At 59.8% G+C, this 17,621-nt stretch carries 14 protein-coding genes; 4 read left to right on the forward strand and 10 right to left on the reverse strand.

Annotated elements, in window-relative coordinates; genetic code table 11:
• Window positions 1–791 precede the first annotated feature (791 nt).
• Together HUS57_RS07780 and HUS57_RS07785 are read right to left on the reverse strand one after the other, a co-directional pair.
• Window positions 792–1,409 carry a L,D-transpeptidase gene (locus tag HUS57_RS07780; RefSeq protein ID WP_173932457.1) on the reverse strand — a complete coding sequence of 206 codons (618 nt, stop codon included), beginning with the start codon at window positions 1,407–1,409 and terminating at the stop codon, window positions 792–794.
• A 157-nt stretch (window positions 1,410–1,566) separates the two neighbouring features.
• Window positions 1,567–2,583: a LacI family DNA-binding transcriptional regulator gene (locus tag HUS57_RS07785; RefSeq protein WP_173932459.1), complete on the reverse strand. Its 1,017-nt coding sequence runs from the start codon at window positions 2,581–2,583 to the stop codon at window positions 1,567–1,569.
• Between the two features lie 302 nt (window positions 2,584–2,885).
• Between HUS57_RS07785 and HUS57_RS07790 the strand changes: the two genes are divergently transcribed.
• Together HUS57_RS07790 and HUS57_RS07795 are read left to right on the forward strand one after the other, a co-directional pair.
• Entirely contained in the window at window positions 2,886–3,944 is a 1,059-nt protein-coding gene (locus HUS57_RS07790) for a sugar phosphate isomerase/epimerase (protein WP_173932460.1), read from the forward strand.
• Between the two features lie 9 nt (window positions 3,945–3,953).
• The gene (locus tag HUS57_RS07795) at window positions 3,954–5,144 is read left to right on the forward strand and encodes a Gfo/Idh/MocA family oxidoreductase (protein WP_173932462.1); all 1,191 of its coding nucleotides are present in this window, start codon (window positions 3,954–3,956) and stop codon (window positions 5,142–5,144) included.
• A gap of 618 nt (window positions 5,145–5,762) precedes the next feature.
• Here the strand turns inward: HUS57_RS07795 and HUS57_RS07800 are convergent.
• The 5 genes from HUS57_RS07800 to HUS57_RS07820 all read right to left on the reverse strand — a co-directional run bounded on the left by HUS57_RS07800 (window position 5,763) and on the right by HUS57_RS07820 (window position 12,420).
• Complete coding sequence (locus HUS57_RS07800; RefSeq protein WP_173932464.1) at window positions 5,763–6,188, reverse strand: universal stress protein; 426 nt, start codon at window positions 6,186–6,188, stop codon at window positions 5,763–5,765.
• 11 nt (window positions 6,189–6,199) lie between these two features.
• A complete protein-coding gene (locus tag HUS57_RS07805; protein WP_173932467.1) occupies window positions 6,200–8,860 on the reverse strand; it encodes a TRAP transporter permease in 2,661 nt (886 codons plus the stop codon).
• A 94-nt stretch (window positions 8,861–8,954) separates the two neighbouring features.
• Window positions 8,955–9,938, reverse strand: a complete 984-nt coding sequence (locus HUS57_RS07810; protein WP_173932469.1) for a TAXI family TRAP transporter solute-binding subunit — start codon at window positions 9,936–9,938, stop codon at window positions 8,955–8,957.
• Window positions 9,939–10,198: 260 nt separating this feature from the next.
• The gene (locus HUS57_RS07815) at window positions 10,199–11,521 is read right to left on the reverse strand and encodes an aspartate aminotransferase family protein (RefSeq protein WP_173932471.1); all 1,323 of its coding nucleotides are present in this window, start codon (window positions 11,519–11,521) and stop codon (window positions 10,199–10,201) included.
• Entirely contained in the window at window positions 11,518–12,420 is a 903-nt protein-coding gene (locus tag HUS57_RS07820) for a MurR/RpiR family transcriptional regulator (protein WP_173932473.1), read from the reverse strand. The genes HUS57_RS07815 and HUS57_RS07820 overlap by 4 nt, the downstream gene beginning before the upstream one ends.
• A 73-nt stretch (window positions 12,421–12,493) precedes the next feature.
• Here HUS57_RS07820 and HUS57_RS07825 point away from each other — a divergent pair, with 73 nt between their 5' ends.
• Window positions 12,494–13,336, forward strand: a complete 843-nt coding sequence (locus HUS57_RS07825) for a 3-keto-5-aminohexanoate cleavage protein (RefSeq protein ID WP_173932474.1) — start codon at window positions 12,494–12,496, stop codon at window positions 13,334–13,336.
• Between the two features lie 75 nt (window positions 13,337–13,411).
• Window positions 13,412–13,747: a TIGR01244 family sulfur transferase gene (locus tag HUS57_RS07830; protein ID WP_173932477.1), complete on the forward strand. Its 336-nt coding sequence runs from the start codon at window positions 13,412–13,414 to the stop codon at window positions 13,745–13,747.
• 15 nt (window positions 13,748–13,762) lie between these two features.
• On the opposite strand, the gene tdh is transcribed toward HUS57_RS07830, so the two are convergent.
• From tdh to HUS57_RS07845, 3 genes are all read right to left on the reverse strand, one after another.
• Window positions 13,763–14,797, reverse strand: coding sequence for an L-threonine 3-dehydrogenase (gene tdh, locus HUS57_RS07835; RefSeq protein ID WP_173932479.1), 1,035 nt, complete (start codon window positions 14,795–14,797; stop codon window positions 13,763–13,765).
• A gap of 101 nt (window positions 14,798–14,898) precedes the next feature.
• Entirely contained in the window at window positions 14,899–16,086 is a 1,188-nt protein-coding gene (locus HUS57_RS07840; RefSeq protein ID WP_173932481.1) for a glycine C-acetyltransferase, read from the reverse strand.
• A gap of 245 nt (window positions 16,087–16,331) precedes the next feature.
• Complete coding sequence (locus HUS57_RS07845; RefSeq protein ID WP_173932483.1) at window positions 16,332–17,528, reverse strand: acyl-CoA dehydrogenase; 1,197 nt, start codon at window positions 17,526–17,528, stop codon at window positions 16,332–16,334.
• Between the last annotated feature and the right edge of the window lie 93 nt (window positions 17,529–17,621).

Below are 17,621 nucleotides of genomic sequence, written 5' to 3' on the forward strand. Positions count from 1 at the left end.
ATGCAGGGCGATCAGGTCACCCCCTGGTTAACAATTCGCTGTTCCTTCCGGGCGGACGGCAGCTCCATTACTGCACATGCCATTAATGGGCATGAGGGCGCAAATTCCATAGCCATGCCAAAATTGACAATCATTGCTTATCCTGTCCAACGGGAACGATGAAATTGAGTAAATGGCCACTGACTTTCCTCATGCTCACGGTTGCCACAGCTTTGCCCGGTTGTCAGCTATTCGGAATGGCCGGTGCTGTCCGCATCACCGGCGAAACCTTTGACGAGGCCGAGTGCCTGGCGAGGGACTTCAGAGGTGATGAACCCTGCCCGGCCGAGTATCGCAGAGATAGTTCTGGGTGATCGCTCCGCATCCGCCATTTCACCAGGTACAAAAGCGAACGTTCCACATCGCCAGCAAAGGACCGTATAAGTTTCCTATTCTATGTGGAACTTATTGCTGCCCGCTGCATTTCCCCGAGCGCGGCCTTTCCGCCGCGCGAAGCAGGCCGGTGCACCCCAAGCGCCCCCCGCCAAAGTGCCGGCCTGCTTCGGTGTGCCCGATGTAAACGGACATTTGCTTGCGACGAGACAAAAAAGTAGGATAGCGATCTAAAACCGGGGGGAACGGTGTCGTTCTTTATAGGCTTTGCCCTTGGCTTACTGTTGGGCGGCGTTATCGGCGTAATCGGTGCTCATTGGTACGTGGCCGTTCGCTGGTCCCATCTTGACAGACAATAACCGCGCTTGCCTGGTGCAAGCGGGAATCGCGGCAACGATGCAAGGCAGCCTTCCTGCCGCTTAGGCCTGTAGCACGACCACCCTTGTTCCCACCGGTACGCGCTCATAAAGATCGATCACATCCTGATTGATCATTCGAATACATCCACTCGATACCGCGCGGCCAATGGTATGAGGTTGATTCGTGCCATGGATGCGGAACATCGTGTCACGCCCGTTGCGGTAAAGATAAAGCGCACGGGCTCCAAGGGGATTGTTTGGCCCACCCGGAACACCACTGGCGTATTTCCTGTTCCGGCGATCCCGCCTGATCATATTGGCAGTCGGTGTCCAACTCGGCCATTCCGCCTTGCGCCCGACAATCGCATTTCCCCGCAACACAAGCCCCTCACGCCCTACCCCAATCCCATAGCGGATCGCACGGCCGCCTTCGAGAACATAATAGAGCCGGCGCTCAGGCGTATTCACGACAATAGTTCCGGCCTTATAGTCTCCATCAAAGGGCACCTCGCGCCTGCGAAGCTGTGGATCAAGGTTTGAAAGCTGGATCGCCCCTATGGGGAATTTTTCATCCGCTCGTGCAGAGTAGTGGCTAAAATCGAAGCTTGTCTGGGTAGGGGCACAGCCGGCTGCGAAAAGAGGAAGGCCGATCAAGAAAGCTCTGCGTGAAACTGGCACCTGCGCCCCCGTTCGTTCGACAATTCGAAAAATGCAATAGCTCATTATGGTTAACGAACTGTTCCATCAAGCCCTTGCGAATTGCAAATGATGTGATCGGAATAAACAGAAGGCGAGCGGAAAATTGGCCCGGCTTCTTACGCCTGCGCCGGGATATTTATAGAGGCGGCGCCGCACTCTGGCGCATCACAAGGCGTACCGCAAACTTCTCCTCAGACACAGCAACGGAGCCCTCGCCATTGATGCGATCGATGAGCATAGCCGCCGCTTTCGCCCCGATCTTGCGCCGGGGTTGGTGGATGGTGGTCAGCGCCGGGATGAAATGCCGGCCGATTTCGATATCGTCGAACCCAACGACAGACACGTCGCGCGGCACGGAAAACCCCACCTTGGAAAGTTCGGAGATGAAGCCACAGGCCATCTGATCGCTGGCGCAGAATACCCCGGTGGGGCGCTTCTCAAGAGCAAGCCACCGGCGCGCTGCCTCCGCCCCCGACTGGAGGCTGAAATCCCCTGTCAGGAACCATTCCGGTACGAACGGAAGCCCGAGCTCTTCAAGGGCAGCGCGCGTTCCGTGAAGGCGCGTCTTTGTGAGCACGTTTGCCATCGGTCCCATGACATGGCCAATATGGCGGTGACCCAGTTCATGCAGATGGCGGACAGCTATCGCTGCACCGGCAGAATTGTCGATTACCACTCTGGAAAAATCACTTCCCTCGATCCACTCGCAGGCGAAAACCACCGGCGGCAGTACGGCTGCGCGCCGTTCCAGAAGATCCTGCGGTAAAGTCCCGTCAAGGATGATCAGCCCATCGGCCCGCGTATTGTGAAGGTAGGTGAATATCTGGTTCTCATCGGCGTGCGGCTGCCTGGTATCGACAATGAGCACGGAGAAGCCGGCGGGCGCAGCCACTTGTTCGATACCGGCAAGAATGAGCGAAAAGAACGGGTTGCCGAGATTGGGAACCAGCACAACGATGGCGCCCGTACGCTGGCGCCTCAGGTTCCGTGCCATGATGTTGATGTGGTAGCCGGTCTTGGCAATCGCCTCGAAGACGGCCTCTCGCGTTGCATCCGACACCATGGAAGGGTTGCTGATCGCGCGGCTCACCGTGGCGGAGGAAACGCCCGCAACACGAGCAACATCCTGAATATTAGGGGTTTTCTTGTCCAAGTCTCGTATTTCTTCTCAGATGCAAAAGGGTTGACAGCTCTGTCGCTCTCAACCAACCTGCTATGTAATCGATTACACCGAAGCACTTATCGGTATCTACCTGATGGCGCTTTTTCGCGAAAGGCTGCCCGAAAACGGGAGACAAAATTGAGGTTGATCGAAACCTTTCTGAGGAGCCCGCATCTTTCGACGTCATCCGTTGCTCAGGTGTCGGTCAGGCGTCGCCCAGAGTCATAGTCAACGAGGAGGCTGGGCAGACCATCTTGCTGCCCACTAAGGCCCACGATGAGGATTATCGGAAAATGCCTAAGACAATGAAGGGGCCCGCCATCTTTCTTGCCCAGTTCGTGGGTGACGAGGCGCCGTTCAACTCACTGGCGAGCATTGCCCGCTGGGCTTCCGGCCATGGCTATAAGGGGGTGCAGATCCCGGCTTGGGACGAGAGGCTCTTCGATCTGAAAAAAGCTTCCGAGTCCAAGTATTATTGCGACGAAGTGTCGGGCATCTGTCGCGAAGCTGGTGTGGAGATCACCGAGCTCTCTACGCATTTGATCGGTCAGCTCGTTGCTGTTCATCCCGCCTACGACATCCCTTTCGACGGCTTCGCGCCCGCAAGCGTCCACAACAATCCCAAGGCCCGACAGGAATGGTCCGTCGAGCATATGCTTTACGCCGCAAAAGCATCGCGGAATCTCGGGCTTGATGTCAGCGTGTCCTTCTCAGGCGCCCTCGCCTTCCCCTACCTTTATCCGTGGCCGCAACGGCCTGAAGGATTGATCAACGAGGCATTCACCGAGCTTGCCCGCCGCTGGAAGCCCATTTTCGACGCCTATGAGGATCAGGGCGTCGACATCGCCTTCGAACTCCATCCCGGCGAGGACCTTTTTGACGGTGTCACCTTCGAGATGTTTCTCGACAAGGTCGGCGACCACAGACGCTGCATGATCAATTACGATCCTTCGCACTTCCTACTGCAGCAGCTCGACTATCTCGCCTTCATCGACATCTATCACGAACGCATCTCGGCCTTTCATGTCAAGGATGCCGAATTCAACCCGGATGGCCGGCAGGGCGTCTATTCCGGATATCAACCGTGGATCAAGCGGGCGGGCCGCTTCCGCTCCCCGGGAGACGGTCAGGTGGATTTCTCCGGCATTTTCTCCAAGCTCGCGCAGTATGGTTACGATTCCTGGGCGGTGCTTGAGTGGGAATGCGCATTGAAGCACCCAGAGCAGGGTGCAGCGGAAGGCGCGGCCTTCATCGACCAACACATCATCCGCATTACGGAAAAGGTATTCGACGACTTTGCTGCCGGCACGAGCGATCGTTCCAGGCTGCGCAAGATGCTCGGCATCGGCTAGGAGGGGAGGATGGTTTCCGCATCTGAAAGCAAAACCGTCGCAAGCCCCATTCGCCTGGGCATGGTAGGCGGCGGAAAGGGAGCCTTCATCGGAGCCGTACATCGGATGGCAGCGCGGATCGACGGGCAGTATGTCCTTGTGGCAGGGGCGCTCTCCTCCAACCCTGACCGCGCCCTGGCGTCGGCTGCCGAACTCGGGCTGGACCCTGAGCGGTCCTATGGCAGCTTCGAGGAGATGGCAAGACAGGAGGCCGCGCGTGAGGACGGTGTCGAGGCCGTCAGCATCGTCACGCCCAACCACATGCACTACCCGGCCGCCAGAGCCTTTCTGGAAGCAGGCATCCATGTCATCTGCGACAAGCCACTTACTTCCAGTCTTGAGGATGCAAAGGCGCTTGTTGAGAAGGTCAGGCAAAGCGGCAAGCTCTTCGTTCTGACCCACAATTATTCGGGCTACCCGATGATCCGGCAGGCGAGGCAGATGGTGCGTGAGGGCGCGCTCGGCGACATCATCCTGGTGCAGGCCGAGTATCCGCAGGACTGGCTGGCGGAGCCTTTGGAGAAGAATGGCAACAAGCAGGCATCCTGGCGCACTGACCCAGCCCGCTCCGGCGCTGGCGGGGCGACGGGCGATATCGGCACCCATGCCTATCAGCTCATCACATTCGTGACCGGCCTTAAAGCCGAGAGCGTGGCTGCCGACCTGGACCGCTTCGTGCCCGGCAGGCAGCTTGATGACAACGCCCATGTGATGCTGCGCTTCCATGAACTGAATGGCCAACGAGCCAAGGGAACCATTTGGGTCAGCCAGGTGGCTCCGGGCAACGAGAACGGATTGAAGCTCAGGGTTTACGGCACAAAGGGCGGGCTTGAATGGATCCAGGCCGACCCGAACTATCTCTGGTACACGCCCTTGGGCGAGCCGAAACGGCTGATCACGCGTGGCGGTGCCGGCGCAAACGAGGCGGCGGCGGCCGTCACCCGCATCCCCGGCGGCCATCCGGAAGGTTATCTGGAAGCGTTCGCCACGATCTACACGGAAGCGGCTACCGTTATTCGCCTGATGCGTGAGGGCGGAAGCATGCCGCAGGACCACGTGTTGCCGACAGTGGAAGACGGACTTGAAGGCATGCGCTTCATCCATGCCTGCGTGATTTCCTCAAGCAAGGATGCCGCTTGGACGCGCCTCGACGCGCTTTAAACGAGGCGCAGAAAGCCTCGATGTCTGGGGCACTGAAAAATCAGCAGCTTCGCTGGACGCGATGCTCTTGAAACGACGCTTGCGAGCAATGTGGGGGTCACGACTGCCGTGAGCTGGGCGCAGTCTTGTGCGACTGGCAGTGCCGGTAGCGGATTGATTGCGCTCCGTAGCGCTCGGCTTTGACCGCTCCGAGACCTAGCCGCGCCACCGCCTGGCGCTGTCATCGGGCGCATGGCAAACCGCATCGGCTACGCATGTTTCAAACTGGTCGGCTGGTAATATCTCCTGCCGCTAACTAGCGCGGGATGAAGAGGGGCTGAATTGGGGCCTCTGCGGTGAGTTCTGATTTCAACATCCAACAGTGAAACGGGCTATACGAACCGGCTTGCAGCCTCGGCCACTTAAGCTTGACGGAAAAACCCTGCGCATCGACTTCGCAGCTGAAGCAGGCGGCCCGTCACGCGTCAACCTGGCGGAACGCCACTACATCGATCTGCTCCACTGCCAGCGGGATCTTTCACGCCGGAGAGGGTCAGGTTCTCGTCTCCGGCGAACATCCGCAAAAAACGGGAAAGGGCGGCACAAGCCGCCCTTCTGAATGCTTGCTGCTCGCCCGTCTTACCTTACGATAAGAACCGGTATGGTTGCGTGACGCACCACCCGCGCCGCGTTGGGACCGATGAGATAGTCCTCCGGCCCCGGACGCTTCGCCGACAGAATGATGATGTCGGCCTCCACGACTTTCGCGTAACGCAAGATCTGGCGATAGATGGAGCCATGAGCGACGATGTGGCGGCAGGATATATCGTCCGGGACATATTTCGACGTGAATGCGTGCAACGACTCGCGGGCGTGCTGTATCGCCTGTTGCTCATGATCCTTGGGGAAGAAGCTGCCGACGATCGACATGCCGTAGTCGGGCACCACGGTCATGATGTGGAGGTTGCTCCCGAAGGCGCGCGCATATTCAACCGCAGTTTCGATAGCCCGAATCTCGGCCTCTTCACTGCTCAAATCCACGGAAATGAGAATGTTCTTGTACATCTCTCTATCCTTCAGGTTGGGACGGGAGTGCCAGCTAACGTGCCCCCACGCCGACGCTGGAGAATGACGACCAGCGCCAGGATGATGACGGCGGGAATATAGAAGATTTCTCGCGGCATCCGCTCAGCCTCGATTTCCGCCCCCAGCAATTGCACGGGCTCATCAGCGTAGAAATCCATCTCGGAAAGCGTACGGCCAGCAAGGCTGTTCAGGTCGAGCGGCTCCTCAAGAATGATTGTTCCGTTCTCGCTTCGCGCCGGAATACTGGTGGCGTTCTCAAAACGGGTAGGGCCATCCTCCCCCTTCGGACCCAGATTGAAAGCCATGGTTCGCTCCAGTTGCTCGTCGGGATCGTCGAAGCTCGGTCCGCGGATGATGATCCGTAGCTCAGCATCGTCTGGCTGCTGCTCGACCACCTCGAAAACGTGCCGAGGTTCGACTTGAACATACGGCGATTGAACGAAATCGAGAAAGAACCCTGGCCTCAAGAGCATGAAGGTGACGAGAAGCAGAGCTGCAGATTCCCATTTCCGTGACTTGGTCATGAAGAATCCCTGGGTCGCAGCAGCGAACAGGAGCATGGCCAGTGTCGACTTCATGGCAACGAAAATCGCGCCCCACAATGTCACATCCATCAGGAGAAGTTCCTGATTGAAAACGAACACGAAGGGCAGCAGCGCCGTGCGCATCTCGTAGAAAAACGCCTGGACCCCCGTCCGCATTGGGTCCGCCCGCGAAATTGCAGAGGCAGCGAAGGATGCCAGACCCACAGGCGGCGTCACGTCGGCCATCAATCCAAAATAGAACACGAAAAGATGGGCCGCGATCAGCGGAATCAGATAGCCATTCGCCGCGCCCACCTCGACGATCACGGGAGCCATGAGCGAGGAGACGACGATATAGTTCGCCGTCGTCGGCAGTCCCATGCCCAATATCAGGCTGATGATCGCCGTGAAGATTAGGATCAGCCAGATATTGCCGCCAGACAGGAATTCGACAAACTGCGCCATCACCTGACCGACGCCGGTAAGCGTCACCGTTCCCACGACGATGCCCGCGGCGGCCGTCGCACAGGCGATGCCGATCATGTTGCGTGCCCCCAGGATCATGCCCTGAATGAGGTCGTTCCAGCCCTCCAGCGCCTCCGCCCATACTTTCGGCTGCCTCATCTTGCGGAACAAGGCCTTGAGCGGCTTCTGCGTGATCATGATGATGATCAGCAGGAGCACGGCGTAGAAGGCGGACAAGCTGGGTGAGCGGCGTTCGACCAGCAGCATCCAGACCAGCACGAAGAGCGGCAGCAGGAAATGCAGTCCGGTTCTGATGACTTCCTTTGCACTTGGAATTTCGACCACCGGAGAGTTCGGATCGTCAAGCTCCAGGTCGGGGGCCCGGGCAGCGATCCAGACCGCAGCCACGTAGGCGGCAAGCAGTAGAGCGATCAGGACAGTGCCCGAAACATCCGGCATCACCATCCTGATGAGTTTGACCAGCCAGTAGATGCCGATCAGCGCCAGAGCGAACGAGACAAAAACGATCAGTGATCGCAGAAGCGAAAGATAAAGCGGTCCGGTCTTGCGCCGCGCCAGAACCGGCATGTCCCTCTTCACCGCTTCCAGATGCACAATATAGAGCAGCGAAATATAGGTAATGACAGCCGGCAGCACCGCGTGCTGGATCACCTGCGAATAGGGAATGCCGACATATTCCACCATCAGGAAGGCGGCGGCACCCATAACCGGCGGCATGATCTGCCCGTTGACGGAGCTTGCCACCTCGACAGCGCCTGCTTTTTCGGCAGGATATCCCACACGCCGCATAAGCGGAATGGTGAATGTGCCCGTCGTCACCACGTTCGCGATGGAAGAACCCGAAATCATTCCGGTCATCAGCGACGACAGAACCGATGCCTTGGCAGGTCCGCCGCGCAGATGCCCCAGGAAGGCAAAGGACAGCTTTATGAAGAAGTTCCCCGCGCCTGCCCTATCCAGCATCGAACCGAAAAGCACGAACAGGAACACGAAGGAGGCTGAAACGCCGACGGCAACGCCGAATACGCCTCCGGTGGAAAGCCACATCTGATCCATGGCCCGCGCAAAGGAGGCACCTCCCCAGCGCAAAATATCCGGCACAATGGCGGAGGAGCCGAAAAACACGTAGCCCATGAAGATGATGGCGACGAACATGAGCGGTGGCCCGAGGGCGCGGCGGGTGGCCTCCAGAAGCAGCAGCATGCCGATACCGGCTACCACAAGATCCTGCGTGATCGGCAGGCCAGGCCGGCGGGCAAGGTCTCGGTAGAATATGAAGATATAGAGAGCGCAGAAGGCTGCGGTAATCGCAAGCACCCAATCAAGGATTGGGACGCGATCGCGCGGGCTTTTGGCAAATGCAGGATAAGCAAGGAAGGCCAGAAGCAGGCCGAACGCAAGATGGATGGATCGTATCTGCGTGTCGTTGAGAACCAGCGGCAAGCGCGTAAGTGTTGAAAATGTAAATGGCAGCGGTGAGGCAATGTAGAGCTGAAAAAGCGACCAGCACAGCGCCACACCTGCAATAACATAGCTGGTCAAACCGGCAGGGTTGCGCGCGCCGGTATCGGAAGAAGCGACGAGATCCTGTAGCTCATCTGGCGAAAGCGCCGCCTCGGCGCCATTGCGTTTTTCAACCATCTTGTCTGTCCCGTCAAAACACACTTAAAAGAATAGTCACTTTCTTTTACTTGGCACAAAAAAGGGCGCTCCAAAGGAGCGCCCTAGCTAGTTCTTATTCGAGCCACCCTTTCTCGCGATAGTACTGCTCTGCACCGGGGTGCATGGGTGCCGAGTTACCCTGGCTGATCATTTCTTCAGGCTCCAGATTGGCAAGGGCCGGATGCAGCGACTTGAAGGAATCGAAATTGTCGAACACCGCCTTGACGAGCGTGTAAACAACATCATCCGGCACATTGGCGGAGGTCACCAGCGTGGCACCAACACCGAATGTGTTCACATCCTCATCCGTGCCGCGGTACATCCCGCCGGGGATAACAGCCGTGAAGTAATAGGGGTTCTCTTCCACCAGCTTATCCACGATCTCGCCCTCGACCGGCACGATAACGCTGTCGCAGGTCGTCGTTGCTTCCTCGATCGCGCCGGCAGGATGGCCAACCGTGTAGGCAAAGGCGTCGATGTTGTTGTCGCAGAGGGCGGAAGCCTGTTCGGCCGGTGCGAGCTCCGAGGCCAGAGCGAAATCGGCATTTGTCCAGCCATATTCCGCGATCAGAATGTCCATCAGCGCACGTTGGCCAGAGCCCGGATTGCCGATATTAACGCGCTTGCCACGCAATTCCTCGAACGAGTTGATTCCCGCCTCGGCACGCGCAACCACGGTCAGCGGTTCGGCGTGGAGGGAGAAGACCGAGCGAAGGTCCGCGTGCGGGCCGCCCTCCTGGGCAAAGCTGCCCTCGCCATTATACGCGTTGTACTGGACGTCCGACTGCACGACGCCGAACTCCAGGTCTCCGCCCTTGATCGCGTTGACGTTGAAGACCGAGCCGCCGGTTGATTCGACGGAGCAGCGGATGCCGTGTTCGCGGCGGGTCTGGTTCATCAGCCGGCACATGGCGCCACCAACAGGATAGTAGACGCCCGTAACGCCGCCGGTGCCGACCGAGACAAAGCGTTGCTCCTGTGCGGTGGCAGCGCCTGCCATCAGTGTCCCCAGCATTGCAGCGGCAACACCTAGACCGATTGTGCGATTGGATTTCATTAAAGTCTCCCTCGAATACTCGTTTAGCAAACAGTCTGCACGCTCAGGTTTCGCCCGAAATCATGGGCCAGGTGCGCCGGTGTTTGTGCCGAACACCGGCGACCCCGCGCAGCCTGGCGGAGCGGTTTTCTATGCCCGCGCCGCCAAGTCAAGCGATAGACTGCGCATAACGGAAGAAGATGCAACACATTGTTCCTCCTCTTACCCTCCCCTCCCGGGAGAGTTTCCGTTTCATCGGCGCTCCCCACGCGCCGATAATTTCAACTTATACTGGCATCAACCGCATCGCCGAGCCGCGCGACAATAACGTCTGCCGTCCCGTGATCCAGAATGAAAGGCGGCGCCAGAAGTATGTGATCGCCTCTTGTGCCATCGATCGTTCCTCCCGCCGGATAGACCATCAGTCCGCGCGCCATCGCCTCCATCCTGATGCGCGCATGGAGCTTCAGTTCAGGGTCGAAAGGCTTTTTGGTTGACCGGTCGGCCACAAGCTCCAGACCCAAGAACAGGCCGCGGCCGCGAATGTCTCCCACATGGGCGTGATTGCCAAAGCGTGCCTCAAGCCGTGAGCGAAAATATGCCCCCACCGACTGGACATTGGCAAGCAGATCATCGCGTGCGATCACCTGCTGCACGGCAAGCGCCGCGGCGCAGGCCAGCGGATGGCCCATATAGGTGTGCCCATGCTGGAAAAGGCCGGTGCCACCAGCAAAAGCGTCGTAGATGCGGCGCGACAGCAGCACTGCCCCGATCGGCTGATAGCCGCCACCCAGCCCCTTGGCGATGGAAATGAGATCGGGCGCCACCTCATCTTGATCGCAAGCAAAGAGCGTCCCGGTGCGGCCCATCCCGCACATGACCTCGTCCAGTATCAGAAGCACACCGTAGCGATCGCAGATCTCACGGATGCGCTTGAAATAACCCGCGACCGCGGGAACAGCGCCCGCGGTCGCCCCCACGACTGGCTCGGCGATAAACGCCATCACCGTGTCGCCCCCCAACTCCAGAATCTTGTCCTCAAGCTGCTGCGCAGCGCGCAGGCCGTAATCCTCCTCGCTCTCCCCCGGCTGCTGGTAGCGATAGGCATAGCAGGGGTCGATGTGATGCGTCTCGATCAGCAGCGGCTTGAACTGCGCCCGCCTCCACTCGTTGCCTCCGGCTGCGAGCGCGCCCAGCGTGTTGCCGTGATAGCTCTGGCGGCGCGCGATGAGGTGGCGGCGCTGAGACTCGCCCTTCTCGACGAAATACTGCCGCGCCATCTTCAGAGCGGCCTCATTGGCTTCCGAGCCGCCGGAGACGAAATAGGCATGGCTTATGCCCTCCGGTGCCTCCTTCACCAAAGTCTCGGCAAGCGCTTCGGCCGGCTCGCTCGTGAAAAAGCTGGTGTGGGCATAGGATAGCTTGTCCACCTGCCGTTTGATCGCCGCGATGATATCGGGATGGTTATGGCCGAGGCAGGAAACCGCCGCCCCTCCGGACGCATCGATATAGGCTTTACCGGTACTGTCGAAGAGCTCGACGCCGCTACCGCCTACGGCAAGGGGTAGTTCCTTATGGATTTGGCGATGCAGAAGGTAGGTCATGCTGTGCTTTCCTGCCGGCGCGTGGCGGTGTTTTCAAGAAGATGGACCTTGAGCTCGGAAAGGTGGCGCTCGGCACGGATAATAGCCTTCAAGGCTTCCTCTCCTCCCTCCCCCGCCACAAGTGCGGCAAGGACTTCGACCGCCGCAAACGCAGGCGCCATAGCGTGGAAGAAGGAGGGGCTTTCAGTTCCTATGACGATCAGATGCCGGGCAAATGTCGCTACCGGCGAGATCGGTGAATCAGTGAGCGCGACCACCGTAATTCCGCTTGAATGGGCATGTTCCGCCGCCTCGACACTGGCACGCGTATAGGGCGCGACGGTTGCGACGAAGAAGACATCCTCATCCGTTGCAAAGCGCAGCGCATCGAGCCCCGTCATGCCGCCGAACTCGACAGAGCGGGCCTTCTCGCCAAGGAAGGAAAGCAGATAGGCAAGATGCTCGGCGACTGGCCAACTGGAGCGCAGGCCGAAACAATAGGTTCGGCGCGCCTTCGCAATGGCGGAAGCTGCCGACAGCATGGTCTCTGCCGTGCCAGGCTCGCTGAGCGCCGCGACCTGGCGTGCCGTCGCCGCAGCGATCTCGGCGGCCAAGGCTTGACCGCCCGCTTCCCTTTGGCGGGCAACCTGGAGCCCTGCCTTGCCGGAGAATCCAAGCGCCTGCTCCTTCAGCGCTTCGCCGTGAAGGCGGCGCAATTCCTCATAGCCTTGAAGGCCGAATCGTTTTGCAAGGCGCGTCATCGTCCACGGCTGAACGCCGGCGCGGCGCGCCTGCTCTCGCATGGAAAGGAGCGCCACGTCCCCGGGATTTGCAAGCACGTAGTGCGCCGCCACGCAAAGCTGGCCAGGCAAAGTATCCACCGAACGCGCAATCTTGTCTGCGAGGGTCGCACAATCCATGAATGCAATCGTAGACGCGGTTTTCGCGTTATGCAACGACTGTTGCACAACGCACAACGAATGGAGACTCTAGATGACAAAGGATGCGCAGATTAGCCCTGCGGCCATAGCCGCCGCTCCCAATGGCGGGCGGCGCACCAAAGCGGATCATCCTGCCCTTCCGCAAACGGCGGTGGAAATCGCCGAAACAGCAGTTTCGTGCCTGGAAGCAGGCGCCGCAATGTTGCACTGCCATGTGCGCGACCGCGACGGTCAGCACATCCTTGACGCAGACGCCTATCGCGAGGCGCTCAACGCGGTTCAGCAAAGGGCAGGTAAACGCATTCTGGTGCAGATTACCACGGAGGCCGTCGGCCGCTACCGTCCCGAAGAGCAGATGGCCGTAGTGCGCGACGTCCGGCCCGAGGCTGCTTCCCTTGCTCTCGCAGAGCTTGTACCCGATGCCGCACATGAGGCCGGATTCGCTGATTTCCTGGCCTTCATGGCGAAAGAGAGGATCGCCCCGCAGATCATCCTTTACCATCCGGACGAAGCTTTGCGGCTTTCACAGATGATGAAGCGTGGACTTATTCCCTTCAAGGACATTCCCGTGCTCTACGTGCTTGGCCGCTATACGGAAGGACAACGCTCCGCGCCGGCAGACCTTCTGCCGTTCGTCGCATCAAACATGCCCCGCTTCCGACATTTCATGGTTTGTGCCTTCGGTGCGCGGGAAACATCCTGCGTGACGGCAGGATGCCTTCTTGGCGGTCATGCCCGCGTGGGTTTCGAGAACAATCTTTTCCTGCCCGACGGCGGCCTTGCTCCAGACAATGCCGCGCTCGTGTCCGGCTTGGCCGATACGCTCAAGGGGCTAGGCACTCCGCTGGCGGATGCGGACCGCCTGCGCGCGGATTGGAGCTTTCTTTTCGATTGAATCTTTCTTCCTTCCGGACAGCAAAATGAGTTAGAAATTGCCGGAGAGGCGCTCTCACCATTGAAAGGAAGCGTAATGGACATTCGCAGGGTCAACGAGGATTTCGCGGTCGCGGGCCAAATCGGACCCGCTGACATAGCAGAGATTGCAGCCGCCGGCTTCAAGAGCATCATCTGCAACCGGCCGGACAGCGAGGATGGCGCCGTGCCGCACGACAGCGTGGAGACGGAAGCGAGGGCAGCCGGACTGGAGTTCCGCTTTCTGCCCGTCGTCTCAGGCAACATTACCGACGGGGACGTGCGCGAGATGGCCGAGATGCTGGAAGACCTTCCGCGCCCCGTGCTTGCCTATTGCCGCAGCGGCGGCCGCTGCCTCAATCTTTACGGATTGGTCCAGAAGATGAAGGGGTGAAGAGCCCCCCGCTCCTCACCAGTCCATCACCACCTTACCGGCCTCTCCACTGCGCATTGCCTTAAAGCCTAGATGAAAATCGTCCGCGGCGATGCGGTGGGTGATGAGTCCTGAAATGTCGAGCGGGCCCTGCACCAGCGCGATCATCTTGTACCAGGTCTCGAACATCTCGCGGCCGTAAATGCCCTTGAGATGCAGCATCTTGAAGATGACCTTGTTCCATTCGATCTCAAAGCCGGTCGGCGCAATTCCCAAGATCGCGATCTTGCCGCCATTGTTCATGGCGTCGATCATGTCACGGAAGGCAGAAGCAGAGCCGGACATCTCCAACCCTATGTCGAAGCCTTCCGTCATGCCGAGGCGGCCCATAACCTCCGCCAGTGTCTCTTCCCGCGCGTTCACCGCATGCCGGATTCCGAGCTTTTTCGCCAGGGAGAGCCGGACTGGATTTACGTCCGTGATGACCACTTTGCGCGCGCCTACGCACTGGGCGACGAGGGCGCCCATGATGCCGATGGGCCCAGCGCCCGTCACCAGCACGTCCTCCCCTACGAGGTCAAAGGAAAGCGCGGTGTGTACCGCGTTGCCGAGCGGATCGAAGATGGCGGCGATCTCATCCGGCACATCGTCGGGGATCGCCACAACATTGTGCTGAGGCAGGGAAATATATTCGGCGAATGCCCCCGGACGCTGGACGCCTACCCCTAGCGTGTTGCGGCACAGATGTCCGCGGCCAGCACGGCAGTTGCGGCAGTGGCCGCAAACGATATGTCCCTCGCCCGAAACGCGCTGGCCGATGCGGTACTCGCTGACGGCAGATCCCACGTCCGCTACTTCGCCGACGAATTCATGACCAGTCACCAGCGGTACCGGCACCGTTTTCCGCGCCCACGCGTCCCAATTCCAGATATGCACATCAGTGCCGCAAATGGCTGTCTTCCTGACCCTGATGAGTACGTCGTTCGGGCCGATCTCCGGCAGGGGCACCCGCTCCATCCATAGCCCCTCTTCCGGCCGCGCCTTCACCAGTGCCTTCATCATGTTGGACATGGCCGTGCCTCCTGTTTCACAGGCACATATGGGGTCCTGCGCTCTTCAGCGCATCCTTTATGTGCGGCAACCGGCTTTCAGGCCGACGCTGCAAAAAGGCCCTATGCGACGACGCCGAGTTCACGGCCGACCTGCCTGAACGCCTCCACCGCCCGGTCGATATCCTCGGCCCGGTGGGCCGCCGACATCTGCGTGCGGATGCGCGCCTCACCGCGCGGCACGACAGGAAAGGAGAAGCCGATCACATAGATACCATGGTCGAGAAGACGGTCCGCCATCTGCGTCGCAAGAGCCGCATCCCCGATCAGCACAGGGATGATGGGATGTCCCTCACCCAGGAGCCGGAACCCGCACTTCGTCATCCCGTCACGGAACCGCGCCGCATTGTCATAAAGCCTACGGCGCAACTCTCCGCCATTTTCCACGAGTTCGAACGCCTTGAGCGATGCTCCGGCGATCATTGGCGCGAGCGTATTGGAAAAGAGATAGGGACGCGAACGTTGGCGGAGCCACTCCACCACCTCGTGCCTCCCGCCCGTATATCCGCCCGAGGCGCCGCCCAGCGCCTTGCCGAGCGTGCCGGTGAGAATGTCCACCCTTCCTTCCACACCGCAGGCTTCCGGCGTGCCGCGCCCGCGCTCGCCCACAAAACCGGCGGCGTGGCTGTCATCCACCATCACCATGGCGTCGTATTTCTCGGCGAGATCGCAGATGCGCGGCAGATTGGCGATGACGCCGTCCATCGAAAAAACGCCGTCGGTGGCGATCAGGCGAAAGCGTGCGCCGGCGGCTTCCTTGAGCCGCTCCTCAAGTTCCTGCATGTCATTATTGGCATAACGCAGCCGCTTCGCCTTGCAGAGACGGATGCCGTCGATGATCGAGGCATGGTTCAGCACGTCGGAGATTACCGCGTCCTCAGGGCCGAGCAGCGTTTCGAAAAGCCCCGTATTGGCGTCGAAGCAGGAGGAATAGAGGATCGCGTCCTCCATCCCGAAAAACTCTGAGATCCGCTTCTCCAGCGCCTTGTGCTCTTCCTGCGTGCCGCAGATGAAGCGCACGGAAGCCATGCCATAGCCGTATTGGTCGAGCGCGGCCTTCGCTGCCTCCCGCAACTCCTCGTTATCGGCCAGGCCAAGATAATTGTTGGCGCAGAAATTGAGCACCTTCCTGCCGCCGCTTTCGATCCTGGCCGATTGCATTGAGGTGATCACGCGCTCGGTCTTGTAGAGACCGGCTGCCTTGAGCCCTTCAAGCTCGGCGGACAGATGTTCGATGAAGGATGCGGTCATTGTCACCACCTCGCTGGGTCATGCCGAGCGCAGCAACCCGTTGCTGGCGATTTCTGCGGCCAGCAAGGCTAAGCTGAAAGAAATCGCCTTCTCCCAGAAGGGAGAGATAGAGCTGCCCTCGTCTGGCCGCCATTCCGGGGTTGGAATATCGGCAGAGGCGGGGTTGCAACCGCTAATCCCCCGGCCGGGGGAGAAAGCAACTTTCCGGGTCAGAGAGAAGCCCGCCTCAGGGCCGCTCATCGCTTTCAGTAGAACGCTTGCAATCCGGTTTGTGCGCGGCCGAGGATGAGGGCGTGCACGTCGTGTGTGCCTTCATAGGTGTTGACGGTCTCCAGGTTCTGCGCGTGGCGCATCACGTGATACTCGACCTGGATGCCGTTGCCGCCATGCATGTCGCGCGCGGCGCGGGCGATATCGAGCGCCTTGCCACAATTGTTGCGCTTCACCAGCGAGATCATCTCCGGCGCCATCCGCCCCTCGTCGAACAGCCGTCCGACCCGCAGCGAGGCTTGCAGGCCGAGCGCGATCTCCGTCTGCATGTCCGCCAGCTTCTTCTGGAAAAGCTGGGTCTGCGCCAGCGGCCTGCCGAACTGGATGCGCTCCAGCCCGTAATTGCGCGCCCGGTGCCAGCAATCCTCCGCCGCTCCCATGACGCCCCAGGAAATGCCGTAGCGGGCCCGGTTGAGGCAGCCAAAGGGACCCTTCAGGCCGGAAACATTGGGCAAAAGCGCGTCTTCGGAAACCTCCACCCCGTCCATCACGATTTCGCCGGTGATGGAGGCGCGCAGCGAAAGCTTGCCGCCGATCGTCGGCGCCGAAAGCCCCTTCATGCCCTTTTCCAGGATGAAGCCGCGGATCTGGTTGTCATGGGCGGCCGACTTCGCCCACACCACGAACACATCGGCGATCGGCGCGTTGGAGATCCACATCTTGGTGCCAACCAGCCGGTAGCCGCCATCGATCTTCTCCGCCCGCGTCTTCATGGAGCCGGGATCGGAACCAGCATCCGGCTCCGTCAGACCGAAGCAGCCGATGAGCTCGCCCGAGGCAAGCCCCGGCAGGTATTTCCGGCGCTGCTCCTCAGAGCCATAGGCATGAATCGGATACATGACCAGCGAGGACTGCACGCTCATCATCGAGCGGTAGCCCGAATCCACACGCTCGATCTCGCGCGCGACCAGCCCGTAGGAAACATAGCCGGCCCCCGCACCGCCATATTCGGCCGGGATCGTCACACCCAAGAGCCCCGCCGCACCCATCTGGCGGAAAATCTCCGGATCCGTCTCCTCCTCCATATAGGCCCGCTCAATGCGCGGGCTCAGCCTCTCCGCCGCAAAGCCAGCCGCAGCGTCCCGGATCATCCGCTCCTCTTCCAAAAGCTGATCCTCAAGAAGAAAAGGATCAGACCAGGCAAAGCTTGCCTTCTTGTCTTGGTTATTCATCAATGGCCCCTTCTGTCTGCACGGCTGGATTCAATCACTGGTGCCGGAAGAAGCATATGTGGGCGGCAGGCGCAATGCCCTTCGCGCTGCAGG

The organism is Chelativorans sp. Marseille-P2723, from assembly GCF_902809845.1.
Taxonomy (GTDB): Bacteria; Pseudomonadota; Alphaproteobacteria; order Rhizobiales; family Rhizobiaceae; genus Chelativorans.

What these genes read in the sequence shown, in the direction of transcription:
- HUS57_RS07790 (WP_173932460.1), top strand. Translation starts at nt 2,886, where the DNA reads ATGCCTAAGACAATGAAGGGGCCCGCCATCTTTCTTGCCCAGTTCGTG.
- HUS57_RS07795 (WP_173932462.1), top strand. Translation starts at nt 3,954, where the DNA reads ATGGTTTCCGCATCTGAAAGCAAAACCGTCGCAAGCCCCATTCGCCTG.
- HUS57_RS07800 (WP_173932464.1), bottom strand. Translation starts at nt 6,188, where the DNA reads ATGTACAAGAACATTCTCATTTCCGTGGATTTGAGCAGTGAAGAGGCC.
- HUS57_RS07805 (WP_173932467.1), bottom strand. Translation starts at nt 8,860, where the DNA reads ATGGTTGAAAAACGCAATGGCGCCGAGGCGGCGCTTTCGCCAGATGAG.
- HUS57_RS07810 (WP_173932469.1), bottom strand. Translation starts at nt 9,938, where the DNA reads ATGAAATCCAATCGCACAATCGGTCTAGGTGTTGCCGCTGCAATGCTG.
- HUS57_RS07815 (WP_173932471.1), bottom strand. Translation starts at nt 11,521, where the DNA reads ATGACCTACCTTCTGCATCGCCAAATCCATAAGGAACTACCCCTTGCC.
- HUS57_RS07820 (WP_173932473.1), bottom strand. Translation starts at nt 12,420, where the DNA reads ATGGATTGTGCGACCCTCGCAGACAAGATTGCGCGTTCGGTGGATACT.
- HUS57_RS07825 (WP_173932474.1), top strand. Translation starts at nt 12,494, where the DNA reads ATGACAAAGGATGCGCAGATTAGCCCTGCGGCCATAGCCGCCGCTCCC.
- HUS57_RS07830 (WP_173932477.1), top strand. Translation starts at nt 13,412, where the DNA reads ATGGACATTCGCAGGGTCAACGAGGATTTCGCGGTCGCGGGCCAAATC.
- tdh (WP_173932479.1), bottom strand. Translation starts at nt 14,797, where the DNA reads ATGTCCAACATGATGAAGGCACTGGTGAAGGCGCGGCCGGAAGAGGGG.
- HUS57_RS07840 (WP_173932481.1), bottom strand. Translation starts at nt 16,086, where the DNA reads ATGACCGCATCCTTCATCGAACATCTGTCCGCCGAGCTTGAAGGGCTC.
- HUS57_RS07845 (WP_173932483.1), bottom strand. Translation starts at nt 17,528, where the DNA reads ATGAATAACCAAGACAAGAAGGCAAGCTTTGCCTGGTCTGATCCTTTT.